Source organism: Pedobacter sp. ASV28, assembly GCF_016428855.1.
GTDB lineage: Bacteria > Bacteroidota > Bacteroidia > Sphingobacteriales > Sphingobacteriaceae > Pedobacter.
The window spans coordinates 37,809-60,914 of sequence record NZ_JAELTN010000030.1; the positions used below are offsets into that span (position 1 = coordinate 37,809).

At 37.7% G+C, this 23,106-nt stretch carries 15 protein-coding genes and 1 pseudogene; 15 read left to right on the top strand and 1 reads right to left on the bottom strand.

Translation table 11 applies throughout. The annotated features are described in order from the left end of the window. The first annotated feature begins 18 nt into the window (after positions 1–18). The 6 genes from JHD79_RS12550 (at position 19) to JHD79_RS12575 (ending at position 8,114) form a co-directional block, all read left to right on the top strand. Positions 19–1,455 (top strand): sialate O-acetylesterase, encoded by a 1,437-nt coding sequence (locus tag JHD79_RS12550; RefSeq protein ID WP_199119582.1) that lies wholly within the window; start codon positions 19–21, stop codon positions 1,453–1,455. A gap of 161 nt (positions 1,456–1,616) precedes the next feature. After that, the gene (locus tag JHD79_RS12555) at positions 1,617–1,970 is read left to right on the top strand and encodes a hypothetical protein (RefSeq protein ID WP_199119583.1); all 354 of its coding nucleotides are present in this window, start codon (positions 1,617–1,619) and stop codon (positions 1,968–1,970) included. Between the two features lie 306 nt (positions 1,971–2,276). Then, positions 2,277–3,716 (top strand): sialate O-acetylesterase, encoded by a 1,440-nt coding sequence (locus JHD79_RS12560; RefSeq protein WP_199119584.1) that lies wholly within the window; start codon positions 2,277–2,279, stop codon positions 3,714–3,716. Positions 3,717–3,849: 133 nt separating this feature from the next. Further along, positions 3,850–4,707: an alpha/beta hydrolase gene (locus JHD79_RS12565; protein WP_199119585.1), complete on the top strand. Its 858-nt coding sequence runs from the start codon at positions 3,850–3,852 to the stop codon at positions 4,705–4,707. A 93-nt stretch (positions 4,708–4,800) separates the two neighbouring features. Then, the gene (locus JHD79_RS12570) at positions 4,801–6,804 is read left to right on the top strand and encodes a VCBS repeat-containing protein (protein WP_199119586.1); all 2,004 of its coding nucleotides are present in this window, start codon (positions 4,801–4,803) and stop codon (positions 6,802–6,804) included. 5 nt (positions 6,805–6,809) lie between these two features. Then, complete coding sequence (locus JHD79_RS12575) at positions 6,810–8,114, top strand: DUF3748 domain-containing protein (RefSeq protein ID WP_199119587.1); 1,305 nt, start codon at positions 6,810–6,812, stop codon at positions 8,112–8,114. Positions 8,115–8,908: 794 nt separating this feature from the next. Here JHD79_RS12575 and JHD79_RS12580 read toward each other — a convergent pair. Further along, positions 8,909–9,778 (bottom strand): AraC family transcriptional regulator, encoded by an 870-nt coding sequence (locus JHD79_RS12580; protein ID WP_199119588.1) that lies wholly within the window; start codon positions 9,776–9,778, stop codon positions 8,909–8,911. Positions 9,779–10,065: 287 nt separating this feature from the next. Between JHD79_RS12580 and JHD79_RS12585 the strand changes: the two genes are divergently transcribed. From JHD79_RS12585 to JHD79_RS12625, 9 genes and pseudogenes are all read left to right on the top strand, one after another. Then, positions 10,066–11,688 carry a fucose isomerase gene (locus JHD79_RS12585; RefSeq protein ID WP_199119589.1) on the top strand — a complete coding sequence of 541 codons (1,623 nt, stop codon included), beginning with the start codon at positions 10,066–10,068 and terminating at the stop codon, positions 11,686–11,688. Beyond that, entirely contained in the window at positions 11,688–13,322 is a 1,635-nt protein-coding gene (locus JHD79_RS12590) for a ribulokinase (RefSeq protein WP_199119590.1), read from the top strand. Before JHD79_RS12585 ends, JHD79_RS12590 begins: the two co-directional genes overlap by 1 nt. 326 nt (positions 13,323–13,648) lie before the next feature. Then, positions 13,649–14,710 (top strand): LacI family DNA-binding transcriptional regulator, encoded by a 1,062-nt coding sequence (locus tag JHD79_RS12595; RefSeq protein ID WP_199119591.1) that lies wholly within the window; start codon positions 13,649–13,651, stop codon positions 14,708–14,710. A 538-nt stretch (positions 14,711–15,248) separates the two neighbouring features. Next, entirely contained in the window at positions 15,249–18,500 is a 3,252-nt protein-coding gene (locus tag JHD79_RS12600) for a SusC/RagA family TonB-linked outer membrane protein (RefSeq protein WP_199119592.1), read from the top strand. Positions 18,501–18,572: 72 nt separating this feature from the next. Next, complete coding sequence (locus JHD79_RS12605) at positions 18,573–20,159, top strand: SusD/RagB family nutrient-binding outer membrane lipoprotein (RefSeq protein ID WP_199119593.1); 1,587 nt, start codon at positions 18,573–18,575, stop codon at positions 20,157–20,159. A gap of 23 nt (positions 20,160–20,182) precedes the next feature. Next, positions 20,183–20,575: a hypothetical protein gene (locus JHD79_RS12610; protein WP_199119594.1), complete on the top strand. Its 393-nt coding sequence runs from the start codon at positions 20,183–20,185 to the stop codon at positions 20,573–20,575. A 171-nt stretch (positions 20,576–20,746) separates the two neighbouring features. Further along, a complete protein-coding gene (locus JHD79_RS12615; RefSeq protein ID WP_199119595.1) occupies positions 20,747–21,691 on the top strand; it encodes a glycosyl hydrolase family 18 protein in 945 nt (314 codons plus the stop codon). A gap of 74 nt (positions 21,692–21,765) precedes the next feature. Beyond that, positions 21,766–22,734, top strand: a complete 969-nt coding sequence (locus JHD79_RS12620) for a glycosyl hydrolase family 18 protein (protein WP_199119596.1) — start codon at positions 21,766–21,768, stop codon at positions 22,732–22,734. A 32-nt stretch (positions 22,735–22,766) separates the two neighbouring features. Further along, a pseudogene (locus JHD79_RS12625) lies at positions 22,767–23,106 on the top strand (glycoside hydrolase family 5 protein); the annotation flags it as partial.

Sequence of the window (23,106 nt, forward strand, 5' to 3'; positions counted from 1 at the left end):
TAAAATAGAAATCAATAGATGAAACAGACAATAGTATTATTATTTGTCCTGCTTTTTACCGCACAGCTGGGCAATGCAAAAGTGATACTTCCTAATTTTTTTGCTAATGGCATGGTGTTGCAACAGCAAAGCCGGATCAATATTTGGGGTAAAAGCACCAAAACCGTCAAACAGTTGAGCATAACCACTTCGTGGGATAGCAGCACTTATTCGGTAGAAATTGATGCCAGTGGAAACTGGAAGACCAAAATAAATACACCCAAAGCAGGTGGTCCATTTACAATCAATATTAATGATGGAGATGAAATTAGGCTTAATGATGTTTGGATTGGTGAAGTTTGGCTAGTTTCTGGCCAATCGAATATGGAAATGCCTATTCAGGGCTTTAAAGATCAGCCAGTATTGAATTCTGAGGAGGTTTTTAAAAGTGCAAGAAATAAAAAAATAAGACTATTCAGGACCATTAAAGAAGCCAAGGGAGCACCAACAGATCATATGAAGGGAACTTGGCAAGTGGCCGATTCTGCTGCAATTCGTTTATTCAGTGCAATAGGCTATCTATTTGCGGTAGAGTTGCAGCAAAAATTAAATGTACCAATAGGTATCATTCAGTCGGCTTGGGGAGGAACTGGAATAGAATCATGGATGAGTGCAGAAACCTTAAAGGGATTTGATAAATATCCTGTAAGAGAAGCAGCTTCGGTACAAAGAACAGATAGAAATGCCCCATCGGCATTATTCAATGGGATGATTAATCCTTTGGTAGGTTATGGCATAAAGGGTGTATTATGGTATCAGGGAGAACGTAATCATCGAGAACCAGAGCTATATGCTCAAATGTTGCCCATAATGGTCAAGGATTGGAGAACACGTTGGAACATTGGAGATTGGCCATTTTATTTTGCAGAATTGGCACCTATCGAATCGATAAAAGATGGCGAGCAAATTTCAGTATCGGCATTGTTTAGGGAAATGCAGTACAATTCTCAATTTTCTATACCTAATGCAGGCATGTCGGTTACTTTGGATGCCGGAGAACAAAAGGTAATACATCCTGCCAATAAGCCTATAGTCGCCAAAAGATTGGCTGCTATTGCGCTGAATAAAACCTACGGGTTTAAAGAAATAGCATATGCGGGACCTAGCTATAAAAGCTATATGGTCAACGGAGATCAGCTGATCATTCATTTCAACAATGTGGCCAAAGGATTAAAGCCTTTTACAGTACCTAGTGTTAATTTTGAATTAGCAGGTGTCAATAAAGTGTTTTATCCGGCTACTGCCCAAATAAGAGGAAACAATGTGGTGCTACAATCAGAAAAGGTAAAAAATCCAGTAGCTGCCCGTTATGGTTTTAAAATGTGGGTAATGGGCGATTTATATAATACAGAAGGCCTTCCTGCCACCTCGTTTAGAACTGATGATTGGTTTACCGCTCCGTATGGGAAAAAGTAATTGTTAAAAAAAACTTAAAAAAAATGGGAAATCTTAAAAAATCAATATATTTAAGATTCTAAACATAAACAGAAATGAAACGAGCATGGGTCGCGGTTGAGATCATCATAAAGACTTGCTCATGATAGTTTCATAACCATTAAACAACAAATATAAACTCAATGAAAAAGTTATTATTAACGCTATTTATAGCGTGTTCAGCAGTGTTATTTGCCAATGCGCAAGATGCACCTAAAAAAGCAACTTCATTTGCATGGAACAAAGCCGCCCTTACAGAAATAGGCTGTGATGCAGATCAGATCAAAAAGGTATCGGCCATTAAAAAAGAAGCTACCGAAAAAAGACAGAAGATCGAAGAAGACACAGCTTTAGATGAAAAAGCAAAAAAAGCGGCCATTAAAGTTGTTGTTAAAGATAGAAATGATGCAATGAATGCAGTTTTGACAGAAGAACAACGTAAAAAAGTAGAAGAGATTAATGCCAAGCTTAAAGAAGAAGCAAAAGCAGGAAGCTAAGATTTAACTAATGTTGCCTAAAGGGGATGGATGAGATCATAAGATCATGTTCATCCCTTTTTCTGTTTATGACCATAAACAAGCAAATAAAGTTGGGAAAAATTAAGCATGAAAATCTGATCGATCAACCAAAAACCCAAACAACCAACAAACCAAAAAACTATGATAACATCCTATAGAAATTGGGAAATAAAAGTAATAGCAATATTATTGTTTACCACTAAATTAGCAGCCTACGATGAGGAGAATAAAGGTGTGCTAACCACTCCTCTGTATTTGCTCATTTGAAACCAGATATATTCTATTATGAAATCAAAGTTGTTTTTAGGTGCCGTCCCATTGCTTTTTATGGCCATAACTGCACAGGCAAAGGTAGTTTTGCCCACCTTATTCTCGGATGGTATGGTTTTGCAACAACGTACAGAGGTTTCCGTTTGGGGAAAATCAGAGACTAAGGGAGAGGTAATAATAACTACCTCTTGGAACGGTAAAAGCTATAAGGTTAAACCTTCATCGGGTAACTGGAGGGTGAAGGTAGCTACACCCGCTGCGGGCGGTCCTTATACTTTGGTTATTAATGATGGAGATGAGACCAAACTACAGGATGTACTTATTGGAGAAGTATGGGTGGCATCAGGACAATCCAATATGGAAATGCCATTGAGAGGTTTTAAAGATCAACCTGTTGCCAACTCAGAAGAAATCATTAAAAATGCTAAAAATGACAAGATTAGATTGTTTCTAGGCGAGAAAGTAACCTGGTCCCGGCCATTAGAGGAGGTAAAAGGTCGATGGCAGTATGTTTCGCCAACAAGCGTTATCGAATTTAGCGCAGTGGCGTATGGTTTCGCAAAAATCTTACAAGAAAAACTAAAAGTGCCTGTAGGCATTATAGAAGTAGCTTGGGGGGGGACCCTGGTGCAAGCCTGGATGAGTGCCAAAAGCTTAAATACTTATCCGAATGTTAAAATTCCAGAAGATAATAATGTGGCTTTCGAAGACAAAAATGTGCCAACGGGACTATTTAACGGCATGATCAATCCTATTGTAGGTTACGGAATAAAAGGGGTAATATGGTATCAGGGAGAACAGAATAGGCACGAACCCGAAAATTACCTTAAAATGTTTCCGGCCATGGTAAAAGATTGGAGAAGCCGTTGGGGAATTGGAGATTTTGCCTTCTATTATGTACAGATTGCCCCTTATATCTCTAAAACCGAAAAATTATCAAAAATATCTTTGGAATTGCAGCCCAAAGTACCTTTCCTAAGGGAAGCCCAATTAAAAGCGGAAAGCCTGATCCCAAATAGCGGAATGGCAGTGATCATGGATGTAGGTGCACAAAATACCATCCATCCGCCAGACAAACAAACAGTAAGTAATCGTTTATCTTACCTTGCTTTAAACAAAACCTATGGCATGAAAAATATAGCTTACCAAGGGCCTGTATATAAGCGCTTGGTCATAGAAGGCAATAAAGTTCTTTTGAAGTTTGATCATGCAGTGGACCTGAAATTCACTGGTGGTGATGAATCTGCAAATTTTGAAGTAGCAGGAAAAAATCAGGTATTCTATCCTGCTAAAGCAATCATTACTAATGATGGTGTGCTGGTAACCGCGAAAGAAGTAGGAGAACCAGTATCGGTCCGGTATGCATTTAAAGCTTGGGTGCTTGGTGATTTGGTCAACGGAAATGGATTGCCAGCCTCCTCTTTTCGAACGGATAGTTGGGTAATACCCAAGTGATCGCCGTGGCCGTCATTTCGAGGTATGAAGTGAGCTTACAACGTTTAGCAAGACAACCGTTCGTTTTAGGCTTGTCTTGTAGTTTGCAATGAGGGGAAAATTCCAATTGAATAAGAATAAAATGAATAAAAATATGAGATTATTATTGGTATTACTTCTTTTACCGATGATAGGTTTTGCCCAAGAAGACACAACTGCCAAACGTTATTTGCCGGAAGAATATGACCACTATTTAGCACTTCCTTACAAGAAGGTGGGCAATTGGGAGGGAGTAATGGACTTGTTCATCCCCCAAAATGCCACTAAGCCCACAGCACTTATTCTATTTGTACACGGTGGTGGGTGGACGCAAGGTACCAGAGGCACAGCCAACCAATTTAAAATTTTCTTTAAACAGGGCTATGCCGTGGCGACTATTGATTACCGCTTAGCCAAGGAAGCACCAGCACCTGCTGCGGTAGAGGATGTAAGAAGTGCCCTATGCTTTCTATTAAACCAAACAAAATATCATATCGATCCCGAAAAAGTGGTGCTCATGGGCGGTTCTGCTGGTGGGCATCTGGCATTGCTTGCAGCTTATGTAGAAAATGACAAAAGATTTGATGTAGACTGTGTTTATAAAAAGCCTATAAAAATTGTTGCAGTGATAGATAAATTTGGCATTACCGATGTGTGGGAATACATCAATACGAGTGGTAAAAATAATGCCATTTGGTTGGGTGATAAATCAAAAGATCAAGGTTTTGCTAAATTGCTTTCTCCACTGAGTTATGTAAAAAAGACCAGCCCACCGACATTTATAGTTCATGGAACGGCAGATCCTTCTGTAAACTATCAACAGTCGGTGCAGTTAAAAGATTTATTGGATAAAAACGGCGTGAAAAATCAGTTCATTACGGTACCTGAGGGTAAACATGGTAAATTTACCACTGAAAAAAATGCAGAAGTCAATACAGAAATTATTAAGTTTTTAAAATCATTGGGCATATAATCGGTAATTACCGATGGTTATTAGGTGGCAGTTACCAGTAGTAGGCAATTCAGCAATTAACCAAATAACCCATAAACTAAACAACCAATACAAATGAAACAAAAATGGATAAAAGGAGTGGCTTTACTAGCTTCGGCGAGTTTGTTGGCCTTTACCCTTAAAGAGAACATAAAGCCGAAACGAGCAGAAGAACCACAGCTCAAGATTTTAAAATATAATAATCCAAATTTGATCGTCGATTTGGGAGTAGGTTTATGGGCATGGCCCGTTCCGGTTGATTGGGATGGCGATGGCGATATGGATCTTTTGGTTTCGTGCCCTGATAAGCCATTTAATGGTTTATGGTTATTTGAAAATAAATCGGGCGATAAAATACCCGTATTTGAAAAACCGATAAAAATAGGCCCGGCGGTTAAGAATATACAAATTTCGTATAGTAATGGTAAGGCTCGTTATACTACACCAGGTATAGAACTGGTTAACTTTGCCAACGATTTGGGGAAAAAGAAAACAAAGCTTTTTCCTGCCGATTCTATATTGAAGGACTTAAAGGGCAGAAACCGTTTTAATCAATGGAAATTTGTAGATTATGATGGCGATGGAGACGATGATATCATTGTGGGTATTGATGATTGGGGAGACTACGGATGGGATAATGCCTATAATAAACAGGGCGTGTGGACCAATGGTCCTTTAAGGGGATTTTTATATTTGATTGAGAACAAGAACGGAAAGTATGAAAACAAAGGTCGTTTGAAGGCAGATGGCAAGGATATTGATGTTTATGGTGCACCCTCTCCAAATTTTGCCGATTTTGATGGAGATGGCGATTTGGATATTATTTGTGGTGAGTTTTTAGATAAGATGACCTATTTCGAGAATGTTGGCACTAAGGATAAACCCAAATATGCCAAGGGCAGATATTTAGCCAACGAAATGGGAGTGATTAAGATGGACCTGGAAATGATCTTGCCAACGGCGGTAGATTGGAATAAGGATGGACATATCGATTTGGTAGTTGGTGATGAAGACGGAAGGGTGGCGCTGATTGAAAATACGGGTAAAGTAAAAGATGGTATGCCTGTATTTAAATCGCCTTATTATTTTAAACAAAAAGCAGATAATGTGAAATTTGGTGCCTTAGCCACACCGGTAGGGGTAGATTGGGATAACGATGGCGATGATGATATTATTGCAGGCAACTCGGCAGGATATATTGCATTTATAGAAAATTTGGGCATGAATGGCGAAACCCCAAAATGGGCTGCTCCAAAATTCTTGGAGAGCGAAGGGAAGGTAATCCGTATACAGGCAGGCGCCAATGGTTCTATCCAGGGGCCTGCAGAAGCAAAATGGGGCTATACTACCGTTGCCGTTGCCGATTGGGATGGAGATGGCCTTAAAGATATTGTAGTTAACTCCATTTTTGGGGAGGTGTTATGGTATAAAAATGTAGGAACTGCTAAGCTTCCTAAGCTGGGGAAGGCCCAGAATGTAAAAGTAAAATGGGAAAACCAGGCCAAATTGCATAAGCCCAGTTGGAACTGGTGGGAACCAAAACCTCAGACCTTGGTAACCCAATGGCGTACAACTCCATTTGTGGTAGATTGGAATAAAGATAAACTTAATGATATCGTTATGTTGGATACGGGAGGCTACCTTACTCTTTTTGAAAGGTACAAGGAAGGGAATGAACTTTGGCTTAAACCGGGGAAACGTATTTTTGATGGGGTAAATTATTCCGCTTATGATCAAAAGCATAGCGCAAAAGATAGTGTACCTGGACTACTGAAACTGAATGATGGTAAATTTGGACAAAGTGGGAGAAGAAAGTTTACCATTGTAGATTGGGATGGAGATGGACAATTAGATTTTATAGTGAATAGTAAAAATGCCAGCTTCCTTAAAAATACGGGGTTAAAGAAAGGGCAAGTGCAAATTAATGACAAAGGTATTTTAGATGAACTGGCACTGGCAGGACATGATACCAGTCCTACTACCGTAGACTGGAACAAGGATGGCATACCCGATTTGCTTATTGGTGCCGAAGATGGACATTTTTATTATATGAAAAACCCTAGAACCCCAAAAAAGTAGTTTGTATGTTCGATAAAAAAGAAATTCAATTATCCAAAAGGGAGGTCGGACATACGCTAAATATAGGTCAGGTGTTCTCACCTAATGATGAATGGATTGTATTCGATAACAGGAATAATGATGGAGATATTAAGATTACGGCAAGTATCGGAATGATCAACGTAAATACTGGAGAGGAAAAAGAACTCTATAATGTACCCAACCAAACGGTTTATGGACCGGGCGTTGGCGCTGCAAGTTTTTCGCCTCTGGAAGATAAGGTAATTTTTATACATGGTATTAGAAATGCCGATGAACAGAGGCCTTATGATTTTACACGCCGCACAGGTGTAGCTATAGAAATTGCTAAACCACATCGGCCTATTTTCATGGATGCCCGAGATATTCAGCAACCTTTTACACCTGGCGCTTTAAGGGGAGGGACACATGCCCATTCATGGAGTGGAGATGGGCAATGGATTTCATTTACCTATAATGATTATGTGTTGGAACAGTTGGCATTAAAAGATAAGAAAATCAAAGATCTGCGTACCATTGGTTTAATGTACCCTGGCCAGGTAAAAGTAGCCCATACTCAAGATTTAGAGAACAACTCGGGAGAAATGTTTTCGGTATTGGCCGCAACGGTTACCGAAAACCCTAAGTCTGGAAGTAATGAAATAGATAAGGCATTTGACGAATGTTGGGTAGGGAAAAATGGCTATATCAAGGCAGATGGAACAAGGCAGCACAGGGCAATTGCTTTTCAGGGTAATGTAAGAGCTGAAGCAGGACGTACCGTTACTGAAATTTTTGTGGCCGATATTCCAGCTAATTTGCCAAGCAGCAACTTTAATGTAAGGATAGAAGGAAGTGAAAATACGAGGCCCGAGGTGCCAAGTGGCATTGAGCAACGTCGCATTACTTTTACTAAAAAAGGAATAAAAGGCCCGCGTCATTGGCTACGCAGTAACAGCGATGGTACCAAGATATTTTTTCTTTCAGAAGATGATCAGGACATTGTGCAGATTTATGCTGTTTCGCCAAATGGTGGAAATATCATGCAGGTTACACATCACGAGTTTTCGATCACAAGTCCCATTAATCTGAGTCCAGATGGTTTATATCTATCGTACATTGGCAACCAAAGTGTATTTATCACTGAAATAGCAACAGGTTTGTCCGAGCGACTAACGCCACAATATGATGCTCCCGAAAATTTAAATGGAGCTGTGGTATGGTCTAATGATGGTAAAAAATTGGCCTATAATAGGTATGTAAAAACTACAAAAGGTACATTTTTGCAAATTTTTTTATTAAAAAGACCATGATTTGATCTAGATCAAACAAAATCAACTTAATCATGTTATCTAATTTATAAACTGTTTTAATGATCAAACTACTTAATGGCCAAGAACATCAACAGATGTTAAAGTAGGTCCTTCCAATTTTTAGGATCAAAAGAGTTAAGTAAAATTGATAAACTTTAAACAGTTTCTAATTACGATCAAAAAAAACGAAAAGGTAGTCAATAGCTTTGGCTACCTTTTTTTATGTTTTTAAATATGGATGATAGAACAGCATTGATACTGGGAATTGTTTTTTGTTTGGCAGGTTTATTTGTTCTTTTTATAATTTTTAGAAAAGAAAAAAGAGATGAAATAAAAGGTCCCAATAAATAATTTTGCTCAGCTCAGAAAAGGTAAATAATAAATTTTTAAGCGAAAATTATTTCAGGCGGAATATAAAAAGTATAAAAATAACAGACTACGCAATAATCGCTAAAAATAAACGTCTATGTATATGAGAGCGTTAATTTAAATAAGCGGGAATGGTCGGATTGACTATTTCCGCTTTCTTTTGTAATGCTGGTTTAATTGCTTAAAATAAGCACATTACCCAAATATGAAAAATAGTCATTAACCGCCATTAGGTGCAGCATATAGATTTTTTAAAAAAAAATAATTATCAATATAATAATCGCTAAAAATAAACGTCTATGTATATGAGAGCGTTAATTTAGATGAGCGGGAATAGTTGGATTGACTATTTCCGCTTTTTTGTTTTAATGAATTGGTCTGAAGTGGATTTTGGTTGCATTTAAGCAAGTAAATCAATATCACGTCTATTCTGCCAAATATTTGCGTTTATATTCTAAAGGGGTAATGCTGGTCACTTTTTTAAAATGACGGTAAAAATTAGACACATTGTTAAAACCACATTGATAACAAATGATGTTGGTAGGTTGCTTGTCCTCAATCAGTAAACGGCATGCATGGCTTACCCTAATTTCGATTAAAAAATCATAATAGGTTTTTTTGGTCATTTGCTTAAAATAACGACAAAAAGAGGTCACACTCAAATTGCTGATAGAGGCTACTTCTTGTAGATTGATTTCCTTCTTAAAATTGGTTAATGTATAGTTGTATACCTTATTCAGCCTAATTACATCCGATTCATCTGATTGATATTGTACATGGCCAGGATTTAATACCAAATAATCATCTGCTTCGGCAAGATTTTTTAAGATGGAAAGCAAGACGATTAAGCGATCCAAGTTCTCTGTATCTTTCGCCTGTAGCATCAATTTTGCTAACTTTTCCCTGTTTTCCCCCTTTAATAGCATGCCTTTTTTTGCTTTTTCAAAAAGCTTGGGCAAAAGGTAGGCCTCTGGCAAATTTAAAATGTCTTTACCTAAACAATCGGGTAGAAAATGAATGACAATGGCTTCCACCTCATGAGTAGGATTATTTTGAAAATATTCTTCACTGCAACGCCAAGTATGGGGAAGGTTTTCGCCCAAAAGGATAATTTCTCCTGAACTAAAATTGCTGATATTGTTGCCAATAAAGCGAACTCCCTCACCTCTAATTACATAGTGTAGTTCTAGTTCAGGATGATAATGCCATACTTTACCGAAATTTTCTTGGATGTCGTGCCTAATGCTAAAAGAATTTTGCATGCTCACAGGCACCTTGTGAAAGTGTGGTTTCATGGTTTAAGTTACAATTTGGTTAGAATGATTCCTTAATTATAACTAAATAATTTCAAATAATGGTTGTTTGTAATGAAATTATGATAATATCATATAATAAATAGACAATAAGCCGTAAGAAAAATCTATGGGCAAAAAGCATATTTGTATGTAAACATTATCACAACCAAATATAAATGAGTATGGGTTTTACGGTTATTAGAGATCAATCTCTATCTTCTGGCAATTCACTGGCATAAGTATTCGGTTTGTGTATCATTAAATGATCAAGGTATAAATATATCATAATGAAAAAAGAAATCTTTCTTGTAGCCAGTGGCGATTTGAGAATTGCAGCGAATCAAAATTGCTGGGAAACGCAGGATCAAATGGAGCAGACATTAGCTATCTCTTTCGCAAAATTTGGTTATAGTATCAAAAGGGCCCATGCCTATGATCCAGAAAAAAAACATGGTTTTATCGATTCGCAGCGCATGGGTATTGAGGTGTTTAAGAATATAGATAAAGATGCTCCCCTAATTGTAGCTGAAAGTGTTTGGCAATATAGCCATCACGTTCTGGCTGGTTTAACTACCCACCGTGGACCAATTTTAACCGTGGCCAATTTTAGCGGGCAGTGGCCAGGTTTGGTGGGCATGCTTAACCTTAACGGCTCTTTAACCAAAGCGAATGTAAATTATAGTAGCTTGTGGAGTGTTGATTTTAATGACGAATTCTTTTTAAACGGCATTAAAGATTGGTTAGAAACTGGTACAGTTAAACATTCTGAAACTCATGTAAAATCTTTTGCCTCGGTTAAAATTCCAGCTGCAGAGGAGCAATTGGGACGAGAGTTTGCTGCCAAGCTTAAAAATGATAAGGCCATTATGGGCGTTTTTGACGAAGGCTGTATGGGCATGTTCAACGCCATTGTACCCGATGATTTATTGCATGCCACAGGGATCTTCAAAGAAAGATTGAGCCAATCTACCCTATATGCCAAAATGCTTACGGTAAGTGATGCCGATGCCGAAAAGGTATTGAATTGGCTATTGGACAAAGGAATGAAGTTTGATTGGGGAACTGATGATGCTACAGAATTGACCAAAAATCAAACCTTAATCCAATGTAAAATGTACATCGCTGCCTTACATTTGGCAGATGAGTTTGGTTGTGATACCATTGGTATTCAATATCAGCAAGGTTTAAAAGATTTAGTGCCTGCCAGCGACTTGGTAGAAGGCTTGTTGAATAACCAAGACCGTCCGCCAGTATATAATGAAAGCGGAAAAGAGCTCTATGCTGGCGAAGCACTACCACATTTTAACGAAGTAGATGAATGCGCGGGAATAGATGGGCTATTAACTTATAGATTGTGGCAGAAATTGGGCATGCCGGGAGAAAATACCTTACACGATTTGCGTTGGGGAGAAAACTTCAAAAGCGATCGAATAGATGATTTTGTTTGGGTATTTGAAATTTCGGGGGCTGCCCCTCCGGCACACCATGTGGGTGGCTATGCAGGTTCAGATAGCATTCGCCAACCGGCCATGTTCTTTAAATTTGGTGGAGGCTCGCTAAGAGGAGTGGCCAAGCCAGGAAATATCGTATGGAGCCGTATTTATATTCTTAATAATGAGCTTCATTGCGATTTAGGTGTGGGTAAGGCTGTTGAGTTGCCTAAAGAAGAAACAGATAGAAGATGGAAGGAAACCAACTATCAATGGCCAATGATGCATGCCACTTTAGATGGCGTAAGCAGAGACCAGATGATGGCTCGCCATAAGGCTAACCATATTCAGGTAGTCTATGTCAATGATCAGACTTCTGCACATAAAGCTTGTAGGATTAAAGCGGCGGCCTTAGAAGAATTAGGAATTAAGACACATTTCTGCGGTAATGTAGATACAGACGGTTCAAAATTTAATTAATGGGTACGCAAAAATATGTCATTGGTCTAGACTATGGTACCGATTCGGTGAGAGCCTTATTGGTAAACACCCGTAACGGTGCTGAGGTAGCTTGTGCTGTAAGTTTATACAAAAGGTGGGCTGAAGGTAAATATTGCCAGCCAGAGCTGTCGCAATTTAGGCAACATCCCTTAGATTATATCGAGGGAATGGAAGAAACCATCAAAGAGATCTTAAGCAGGGTAAATGATGAAATTAAGGCCAATATTGTGGCCATTACCATTGATACTACAGGTTCCACACCTGGTGCAGTAGATCACACGGGAACCCCTTTGGCACTATTGCCAGGTTTCGAGGAAGATCCGGATGCCATGTTTGTATTATGGAAGGACCATACTGCTTTACAGGAAGCGGATGACATTAATGCCTTGGCCAAGAAATGGGTGGTAGATTATACCAAATACTCTGGTGGATTGTACTCTTCCGAATGGTTTTGGTCTAAAATTCTGCACATTGCTAAAAAGAATGGTGAAGTGGCCAAAAAAGCTTATTCATGGATGGAGCATTGTGATTGGATGCCTGCTTTTTTAACAGGTAATACGGATATAATGACCATGAAGCGAAGTCGTTGTGCCGCCGGGCATAAAGCCATGTGGCATAAAGAATTTGGAGGCTTGCCCAGTAAAGCATTTTTAGCAGCGCTACATCCTTCACTAGGTGAACTGAGAGAGCATTTATATGAGGAAACCTATACCACGGATGTGGTGATGGGCAAGCTATCAGCAGCTTGGGCAAAAAAGCTGGGCTTATCAGAAGATGTAAAGGTGGGTATTGGAGCTATTGATGCCCATTTGGGAGCTGTTGGTACAGGTATTGAAGCCTATAGTTTGGTAAAAGTAATGGGTACTTCCACCTGTGATATGGTGGTGGTGCCTACTGAAGAATTCAATGGCTTGGTAAATGGCATTTGTGGCCAGGTAGATGGTTCTATCTTACCAAAAATGTTGGGGATGGAAGCGGGTCAATCTGCCTTTGGCGATGTGTACAGTTGGTACAAACAGATTTTGGAATTTCCTCTGAAAGAACTTTTGGCCGAAACCCTGAGTAAGGAAGAACTAAAAAAGGCAAGTGATGGCCTATTGCCAAAACTGGCAGAAAAAGCTGCACAACTGCCCGTGACCGAAAATGATTTGATCGCCCTAGATTGGATCAATGGAAGAAGAACCCCTGATGTAGACTTGACCAAAAAAGGAGCAATTATGGGCTTAACTTTGGGGACAAGTGCACCTCATATTTTCAAGACTTTGGTAGAAGCTACCGCTTTTGGTTCAAAAGCGATTATGGACAGGTTCATAGAACAGGGGGTGAATATTAAGCAGGTGATTGCCTTGGGAGGAATTTCTAAGAAATCTGCTTATGTGATGCAAACCTTGGCTAACATACTTAATGTGCCCATCAAGGTAGCTTCAAGCGAACAGGCCTGTGCTTTAGGCTCGGCAATGTTTGCTGCTGTAGTAGGTGGGGTATATGATGATATAGGTGCAGCACAGCAAGCCATGAGTTCTGGTTACGATGTAGCATACCTGCCACAAGCAGATAAGGTATTGGTATATGAAAAACTATATCAACGTTATCTCGCTTTTGGCCATTCATAAAGTTATCGGTTAAATCATCTAAATTCAACCTTGTAGATTTAAAAATCTACAAGGTTTTTTATAGGAAACTACTCTGTTATGAGACTTACAAAGTTTTTAAAACTTCGTAAGTCTTGAACCTTTTTCTAGTGATATGTGCATATCCGCCATTATGGATAATATAGCGATAAAATTTGATGGAAATTTCTTTATAACCACATAGAAGCATGGTTTTAAAAAATCAAAGCACAGATAAACTAATAGGGCTATCTACCTGTATGGCCCACTAATTTTTGCCTTGTATTTTATAAAACATACAGCAACAAAATTTTATTAGTTTTGTTACAATGGAAAAGAAGAACTCAGGAACAGTAGGCGTTAAAGAAATTGCCCGATTGGCCAATGTTTCTATTGGTACGGTAGATAGGGTATTAAATAACAGGGTAGGGGTTTCTGAAAAAACTAAAGCAAAAATTCTAAAGATAATTGAAGAGCTTGATTATCAGCCTAATATCTTTGCTAGAAGGCTGGCATCCAAAAAGAAATTGAGATTTGCCACCCTAATTCCCCAGGTATCGGACGAAACTAAATACTGGGCGGCTCCACTAAATGGTATACAACAGGCTGCTTCCGAAATTAAGGATTTTGGAATAGAAGTAATTCCTTTCTTTTTTGACCAGAATAATAGAGCTTCTTTTCTGGAAAGCACTGCCAAGATCATCCCGCAAGATTTTGATGGAATACTCATGGCACCCATGTTCGAAGAGGAAAGCATTGTTTTTATCCAGCAATGTAACGATAGGAAAATTCCTTTGGTATTCATCAATTCAGATATTCCAGGCTATAACAATTTATGCTATATTGGACCCAATCTTTATCAAAGTGGTTTTTTATCTGCACATATTGCCAACTACCTCACACCGGCCTCTAAAAAAATATTGATCGTTAATATTTCTAAAGAAATTGATCTGCACCATCACCTCCTACGTAAAGAAGAAGGTTTTAGGAATTACTTTGAACAAAATGGAAGCAAAAACCAATTAACGAAGATAGATATTCAGCAGACCGACTATCCGCACATCGAGCAAAAACTTTCTCAACAGTTGGCAAAAGACCAGTATAATGTGGTTTTCGTAACCAATTCAAGAGTGGCTACAGTTGCTAAATATTTTGAAGAGCATAAAATTGAGGGTATAAAACTGATCGGTTATGATTTTCTTGAAGATAATATCCATTACCTTAAAAATAAGACCATCGATTTTCTGATCTGTCAAAAACCCCAAGAGCAAGGTTACAGAGGTTTAATGAGTCTTTATTATCATTTAGTGCTTCATGCAAATATCGAAAAAGAGCAATTCATGCCGATCGATATCATTACCAAAGAGAATTATCAATATTATAGCAATTAGCAGGATTTTGTCCTCTAAAATGTTAAAACTTAAAAATTTTATACGGAAAATTTGTAAGTAAAATAATAATTACTAATTTCGTGTACGTTACCGTTAACCAAATGTAACTGTTCTCTTTATTTTGTACGTACAAAAGGCGTAAACCTAATTATATAAAATATATGAATATTAATCATTGTATGATGTTGAAATATTATGGGTTTCTTGATTGTAATGATGTTACATTAAGTGGCATACTTTCTTCTTTTGCTAAAGTTGATGAAACACATAGCTTAGTAGGTACAAGAATTTTAAACGAAAACAAAGGCATACTCTTAAATCTTGTGAAAAGTAAATTAATGTTGTGCAAAAAGCAGGGGATTTACTATTTTAATCGGTTTAATGAAAGATTAACTAATTGCTTAGAAACTTCCCAGTTAATGAATGATATTGGAATTGCAACTAAAATAAATTTTGAAAACAACACTAATCAACTTATATTTTTTCTACAATTTTCGTGTACGTACACGAAAATCAAATAACCTAAACCAAGCAAAAAATGAAAGAAAACAAACTATTCAACCTAATGCTGTTGGTGCTATTAAATGTCTTTTTGAGTGCTTTTTTTATTGGAAAAGCATCAGGTAAAAAGATACCTAGTGGTTTTCAACAGCAATTTTCGGTAGCAGGCATAATTACCGATGAAAATAATTTCAAATCTCCAGGGGTTAGTGTGCTGAACAAGAAAACTAAACAAGGTACTATAACTAATGTAGACGGAGGTTATACCATTAGGGCTAGCAATGGCGATACCATACAGGTTAAAATGACTGGTTACATGACGCATACTTTTGTGGCTAACGATTCAAGGAAGCTAGTTAATATAGCTTTAAAACTGGATGTACAATTATTGAAAGCTGTAGAAATTACAACGGCATTAGGTATCAAAAGGAACGAGAAAGAATTAGGTTACGCAATAACTCAAGTTGATGGCGATGATATCAATAAAGCGAAAGAAACTAACGTAATTAATTCTCTCGCTGGAAAGGTAGCTGGATTGGTAATTAATAGTGGTGCAGGTGGTCCAGCTGGTTCGGCAAGGGTAGTATTAAGGGGATCAACTAGTATTACAGGCGATAACCAGCCTTTATATGTAATTGATGGTATTCCGATGGATAATGCTAACTATGGTAGAGTAGGTAGTGATCAATATGGCGGTGGGGTAGATATGGGAGATGCCATTTCTGCAATCAATCCTGATGATATCGAATCGATTTCGGTATTGAAAGGCCCAGCTGCAACTGCTTTATATGGGAGCTTTGCTGGTAATGGTGTAATCCTCATTACAACCAAAAAAGGGACAAATAATAGAGAATTAGGTATTGATTTCAACAGTACAAATACTATAGAAACACAGCTAACTAAATACGATAATGTACAGTATTTGTACGGACAGGGCAGAAATCAGCTAATGCCAACCGATCAGGCTTCAGCCTTTAACAGCTTATTTATCAATTTCGGGGCAAGATTAGATCCTGGCGTGAGTTACATTGGTTTTGATGGTGTGTCTAGGCCTTATGCCCTCGCAGAAAATAATATCCAAGACTTTTTTCGCACAGGTTCATCATTTAATAATACAATTGCTTTATCTAGCTCAACAGACAAATCCAGTTTCAGATTTTCTGCTTCAGATCTAAGGTATAATGATATTGTTCCTAAAAGTGATATTAGAAGAAATAGTTATTCTTTCTCTGGACGTTCTAAGTTTGGCAATAAACTGACTCTTGACGTTAGGGTAACGTACATGGATGAGCATGTGAACAACAGAGCTGGATTAGGAGATTCTCCTTCTAATATTGGGATGAATTTCGCTGGTTTAGCTAACAACATTGACCAATCATTATTTCAAACTACTTATAAGAGTGCCCTTGGGGATTATATAGATTGGGGTGGTGGTCAATACCGTATAAATCCATATTGGATAATTAACGAAATGTATAATCAAACGGATAAGGATAGGCTTACTGGTACAATTGGTGCAACGTATCAATTTTCAAAAGACTTTAGTATCAATGCAAAGGCGGCTACCGACATTACATTTTTAGAATATGAAAATTTCCGCCCTAGAACTACACCTGCGGCATTAGCTGGTCAGCTTGATCTAGTAAATATGCGTTATACAACTAATCAGGTTGAAGCTTTAGCTACTTACACTAAACAAATAAATAAAGACTTTAACGTGTCGGCGAGACTAGGTGGTAGTATCAATACCCGTCTTCGTAAGGGAACTAATTCTGCATTTACCAATATGCTTGTATTAGATGCTATTACGCCAGCTAGTTATGTTGATAAGGTAGTAACAGAAACTGATATACAACGTAAGATGTATTCTTTATATGGTTTAGTTACTATTGGCTTTAAAAAGTATTTGTTTTTAGATGCTACAGTTAGGCGTGATCAATCATCTACATTGCCAGAGCAAAACAATACGTATGCTTATCCTTCTTTATCGAGCAGTTTTGTATTTACTGATGCTTTTAAAATTAATAGTGATGTTTTAACATTCGGTAAGTTGAGAGCTTCTGTAGCTGAAGTTGGAAGTGATACAGATCCATATTTGTTAAATCTTAATTATACATTAAATCAACTTCCTTTCAACGGCTCAATGAATGGAAAAATTTCTTCTACTATTATACCTCCAACCGATTTAAAGCCTACAAGAACCAGATCTTTCGAATTTGGTACAAATTTGAAATTCTTCAAGAACAAAATCAATTTTGATGCAGCTTACTATCAGTCTAAATCAAGAGATCAGATTAACATTGTACCAGCTGCAAACACATCAGGATTTAGCCAACAGTTAATTAATGCTGGAGAGATTTCGAACCGAGGAGTTGAGTTGTTGCTTTCTGGAAGCCCATTATCAAGTAATAGCAAAGTTAAATGGGATATGAGTGTCAATTTCGCCAGAAATGTGAGCAAGGTAGAATCATTATCTGATAGGGTTAATGGATTCCTTACACTATCGCAAGCACGTTGGGCTGGTCTATTTGTGGTAGCTAAGCCAGGGGAGCAATATGGTAGTATTATGGGATACGATTTCTTAAGAGATCCAAATGGCAACGTGATATTAAATTCCAATTTTCTACCTACCATAAATCCTGAAATGAAGGTGTTAGGAAAAGGAGTGTTTGATTGGACAGGTGGTTTTACTAACCGTGTTTCTTACCGTAATTTTAGTTTTAATGCTGCATTTGATGTAAAATATGGAGCAGATATTTTCTCTATGACGAACCTCTTTATGTATGCAAGAGGATCAGCAATTGAAACATTAGAAGGTAGGGCAGAATGGATTTTATCTGAAGAAAACCGTTTGGCTGCAAAAAGGACGCCTGCCGAATGGTTAGCTGACGGTAATAGAAGAGGGTTTGTACCAAAAGGTGTAGTTAATACAGGAACAACTGCTAATCCAGTTTATACTGCTAATACAACAGCAATTGATCCTACATTATATTGGACACTTTTTGCTACAGATGGTTCTAACATAGCTACTCCATTTATTTACAAAGCTACTTATGTAAAAGTAAGAGAACTTACGCTTACCTATACCTTACCACAAGCGCTGAATAAAAAAATTGGCTTAAAAGGATCGTCGTTTAGCGTTGTTGCTAGAAATCCATTTATCATCTATAAAGATGTGCCAAACGTAGACCCAGACTCTAATTACAACAATAGCAATGGTCAGGGATTGGAGTATGGTTCATTACCAACTCGTAGAGGTTTTGGATTTAATCTTAATGTGAAGTTCTAAATATTAGGAGAATAAACAAAAAGTGAAAAATATCATATAAATAATGTGTTGCACATTAATAATTATAAAAAGATGAAAAAGATAAAATATTTCTTATTGCTTTTGTTAGGCTTAAGTTCACTTGCATGCAAGAAGTTTGGGGATATGAATATAGATCCTACCAAATCAGCTAACATGGATCCTGCAAGTCAGCTGATGTATGTTCAGGCGTATTTTTCAGGAGATTTAGGGATACAAGAACGTACAAATTATTTCATGCTTATCCCTATGATGCAGCAATTTGCAGGCGCTTTTAACATGAGTTATGGAGCCCTGTATATAAAAACGCCTAGTTACATGTGGAGAATGTTCGATAATAGCTATCCGTTTGATGTTTTAAACATTGTTGACGCTGTTGAACGTACCAAAGGCGTTGCTGGTAAAACCAATGTAAATGCAATGGCTCGTATCATGAAAGTATATGTCTTTGCCCGCTTAACCGATTTGTATGGCGATATTCCATATTTTGAAGCGGCCAAAGGTTATTATTCTGGTGTTTTCAAACCAAAGTATGATGCCCAAAAAGACATTTATAATGATTTTTTTAAGGAACTCGCCGAAGCCTCTGCACAATTAGATGCTTCAAAAGACAAAGTGCCGAATGAATATTTTTATAAAGGCAATATTGCATCTTGGAAGAAATTTGCTAATTCTTTGCGTTTACGTTTGGCGCTTCGCTTGGCAAAAAGAGATCCAGATAAAGCAAAAGCAGAAATTCAAGCGGCTTACGCAGCGGGATTATTTGCTAATAACGCAGATATCTGTATGACCAAGCACGAAAATGTGGTTAACGCCTATGGAGATGTTAGGCCTAACGGAATATCTGCAGCTTGGAACAGTAAAAATGAGATGGGTCGTGTGGTGACTACTTTTTTAAATGCATTAACTTCTACAAACGATCCACGAGTAAATTATCTGATTAAATGCTATAAAGAATTTAATCCAGTAGCACCTACAAGATTTTTAGAAAGAGAAGATATTACTGCACAAGTAAAAGCTAAAATAGGATTGGTAGGAGGATTACCAGGTCGTTACAATTATGAAAACACATTAAGCACAACTGCAATAATACTGGCAGATGGCTCATCTTATACACCGAGGAGTATAGATTTAAAACCACAGCTTAACCATAATTTATTAAGAAATGATGCACCATTTTTTCATATCACTTATGCAGAGGTAGAATTGTTATTAGCAGATGCTACACAACGCTTTGGTCTTAATTTGGGCGGAACTGCTCAAGATCATTATTACAGAGGGGTTGAGGCCGCGATGCAACAATTAAGCCTGTATCCAAGTGGGCCAGTGGTAACAGCAACAGAAATAGCCAACTTCAAAACTGCCAATCCATTAATCGCTGGTAAAGAACTAGAGCAAATCAATACACAACTGTGGATTGCCTTATTGCTAAATGGAAATGAAACATATTCAAACTGGCGTAGAAGCGGATTTCCATTATTGACACCATCACCAACTAGCGAATCAACTTCACAAACTATCCCTAGAAGGTTTGAATATACATTGACAGAGAAGCAGCAAAACTTAGAGAACGTAAATGCTGCAATCAAGATCATAGGCACAGATGATTGGTTGAAACGTGTATGGTGGGATCAAGAATAATTAACATTATTAACTCAATTGATATGAAAAGTATTAAACTAATAGTATGCATCTTGTTTTTGGCTAACATTTTTGTGGGCTGTAAAGAAGATGAGGTAAAAAAGCAGGAAGAAGAATATGCGTATGTACCAAGAATTATTGGAGGAGATGCTGCTATACCACCAAATCCTGCAATATTTCCAAACCCAAGTGTAGTGCTAACCTTAAAACAAGGAGCCACTTTTGCTTTCACGGGTCTCCAATTTGCGCCTGTAGGTAAAGTAAGTGTAGTGTGGAAAGTAGATGATGTGCAAGTAGCTACGGGCGAGAAATACACCTTCACGGCCACCACGCTTGGCAATCATAAGATAAAAGTAGAAGCAAGCCATAATGGAACTACCGTAAGCCGGTTTAAAGATGTAACTGTAATACCTTAACCTGTAGTATCGCCTATAAAACCTGTATAACTAGACGTTTTAAGCCAATCAAATGGATTGGCTTAAATATTCCGATAGAAACAATAGCCCTTTCAATCTGTAAAAAAATATAAAATGATCTTCAGTAATAACAAAATGTGGATGTGGAAATGCACGTGTTTGATCTTATGTATGCTAAGTACAATTAGTTCATCAAAAGCTCAATTTAAGGTAGTAGGCTATATCTGGTCTAGGGCTAATATGGTTCAAGATTTGAAAAAAATAGACCTTGATAAAATTACCCATCTAAACATTGCATTCATCAATCCAACACCAGATGGTAGTTTTAAGGATGTACCAGGTTTGGATACGGTAGTGCAAATTGCACATCAGAAGAATATCAAAGTTTTAATGTCTTGCGGTGGAGGTAGTAGTCATGCTTATTATGCTAAGTTGTTGACAGAGAAATACCGAAAAGATCTAGTGAAAAATTTCATCAAGGTATTAGATAAATACAATTTAGATGGAATAGATGTTGACTTAGAAGGAGACGATATTGATGCCAATTACGAACCTTTTGTGGTTGGTTTAAGCAAGCAGTTGACTAAAAGGAAAAAGCTCTTAACATCTGCAGTTGCTTGGTGGACTAGAGGGCGTATCACGGATGTAGCATTAGCACAATTCGATTTCATCAATATCATGGCTTATGATAAAACTGGCCCATGGAAACCTGAAGTTGCTGGACAGCATTCTCCAATATCTTATGCGGAAGAACATTTGGCCTATTGGCATAATGAAAGAGGTCTAAAAAAGGAAAATCTAAATGTTGGTTTACCTTTCTACGGTTATGGATTTGGAGAATTGCCAAGTAAAAACAGAGCTTTTAGACAAATTTCTTGGAATGATGTAGTACAGAAATATGCTGATCGCATGGATCATGACGAAATTGTTTTACCAGATAATGGCGGAACGCTCTACTACAACGGAAAGAAAACCATTAAGGAAAAAACACAATTAGCCCTGAAAGAAGGTGGCGGTGTAATGATTTGGCAACTGCTTTACGACAGTTTCAATGAGCATTCGTTACTAGATTTAATTAACAATACTTATAAAAGCCAAGCTGTTACTGGCAAATAGGATTTGATATGAAGGTTTCGCATCACTTAATCGTTATACTTATAATTTCCCTTTTTTCGTGTAAAAAGCAGAAAGTGGAAGAAGTATTGCCTCACAAGGATGATACTACTGTAGAAACTTTTGTGCCAAAAAAACAAGATTTTAAAGTAGTAGGCTACATTTGGTCTAGAGCGAGTATTATAGACGATTTAAGTAAAGTAGACTTTGAAAAGATTACACACTTAAATATTGCATTCATTAATCCAGACCCTACATCTGCTACCTTTTCAGATATGCCAGCGTTAAATACAGTGGTTAAAACCGCACACCAGAAAGGGGTGTATGTAATGCTTTCTTGCGGCGGTGGTAGTCCACAACGCTATTACACTGAGCTTTTGAGAAATAAACGAGCTGCTTTAGTCAAAAACTTCATCGACTTTGTTGATAAATACAATTTAGATGGAATAGATGTAGACCTTGAGGGAGATGATATCGATGCAAATTACGAGGCTTTCATTACAGAACTGCGAACTCCCTTAACCGAACGTAAAAAGTTACTCACTTCGGCCGTTGCTTGGTGGACAAGAGCAAGAGTTACTGATAAGGCATTGCAAGCTTTCGATTTTATTAACATTATGGCTTATGATGCTACTGGACGTTGGGACTTAACTAATCCTGGGCAACATTCTACTTATGCTTACGCTGTTCAACACCTTAACTATTGGCATTTGCAACGTAGCCTGAATAAGAAAAAATTAATACTTGGATTGCCATTTTATGGTTACGGCTTCGGAACTGTATTTAACAGCAATGCTTCGCTGGCGCAAATGTCTTGGCAAACGGTTCAGCAAAATTATCCAGATTGGGTAAATGCCGATGAAATTCCATTTCCAAATAATGGAGGAACCTTTTACTACAATGGAAAAAATACGATTAAAGCAAAAACAGAGCTGGCAGTAAAAGATGGTGGGGGTGTAATGATTTGGCAGTTGCTTTATGACAGTCAAAATGACAACTCACTTTTAAAACTAATTGATAAAACGCACAAAGAAACTACGAATTAGCATTCGATAACTAAAGTGCTAAAACAATAATTATGAAGAAGACACTCAATTTATTAAGCGTATTACTTGTTGTATTTATGTCCTGTAAGGGAGATAAAAGCGTTAAACCAAAAGAGGAAGAGGGTGAGAAAGAAGAGGTGGTAACGATTAGAAAGGACAGTCCTTTCGGCATCAATGGTAGGCTGAAGTTAGACGGTACTAACATTGTAAACCAAAAAGGTGCAGCAATTCAGTTGCGTGGTATGAGTACGCATGGTTTGCAGTACAGAGGTAATTGCTATAATGAGCAGTCTTTGAATTTGTTGATGCATGGTTGGGGTATAGATATTCTTCGTATTTCTATGTATATACAAGAAGGTGGTTACGAGAAAG

Bases quoted from the DNA above. Each gene is read 5' to 3' on its own strand.
- JHD79_RS12570 (WP_199119586.1), top strand. From the start codon at position 4,801: ATGAAACAAAAATGGATAAAAGGAGTGGCTTTACTAGCTTCGGCGAGT.
- JHD79_RS12600 (WP_199119592.1), top strand. From the start codon at position 15,249: ATGAAAGAAAACAAACTATTCAACCTAATGCTGTTGGTGCTATTAAAT.
- JHD79_RS12555 (WP_199119583.1), top strand. From the start codon at position 1,617: ATGAAAAAGTTATTATTAACGCTATTTATAGCGTGTTCAGCAGTGTTA.
- JHD79_RS12605 (WP_199119593.1), top strand. From the start codon at position 18,573: ATGAAAAAGATAAAATATTTCTTATTGCTTTTGTTAGGCTTAAGTTCA.
- JHD79_RS12565 (WP_199119585.1), top strand. From the start codon at position 3,850: ATGAGATTATTATTGGTATTACTTCTTTTACCGATGATAGGTTTTGCC.
- JHD79_RS12560 (WP_199119584.1), top strand. From the start codon at position 2,277: ATGAAATCAAAGTTGTTTTTAGGTGCCGTCCCATTGCTTTTTATGGCC.
- JHD79_RS12580 (WP_199119588.1), bottom strand. From the start codon at position 9,778: ATGAAACCACACTTTCACAAGGTGCCTGTGAGCATGCAAAATTCTTTT.
- JHD79_RS12610 (WP_199119594.1), top strand. From the start codon at position 20,183: ATGAAAAGTATTAAACTAATAGTATGCATCTTGTTTTTGGCTAACATT.
- JHD79_RS12615 (WP_199119595.1), top strand. From the start codon at position 20,747: ATGCTAAGTACAATTAGTTCATCAAAAGCTCAATTTAAGGTAGTAGGC.
- JHD79_RS12585 (WP_199119589.1), top strand. From the start codon at position 10,066: ATGAAAAAAGAAATCTTTCTTGTAGCCAGTGGCGATTTGAGAATTGCA.
- JHD79_RS12595 (WP_199119591.1), top strand. From the start codon at position 13,649: ATGGAAAAGAAGAACTCAGGAACAGTAGGCGTTAAAGAAATTGCCCGA.
- JHD79_RS12590 (WP_199119590.1), top strand. From the start codon at position 11,688: ATGGGTACGCAAAAATATGTCATTGGTCTAGACTATGGTACCGATTCG.
- JHD79_RS12575 (WP_199119587.1), top strand. From the start codon at position 6,810: ATGTTCGATAAAAAAGAAATTCAATTATCCAAAAGGGAGGTCGGACAT.
- JHD79_RS12550 (WP_199119582.1), top strand. From the start codon at position 19: ATGAAACAGACAATAGTATTATTATTTGTCCTGCTTTTTACCGCACAG.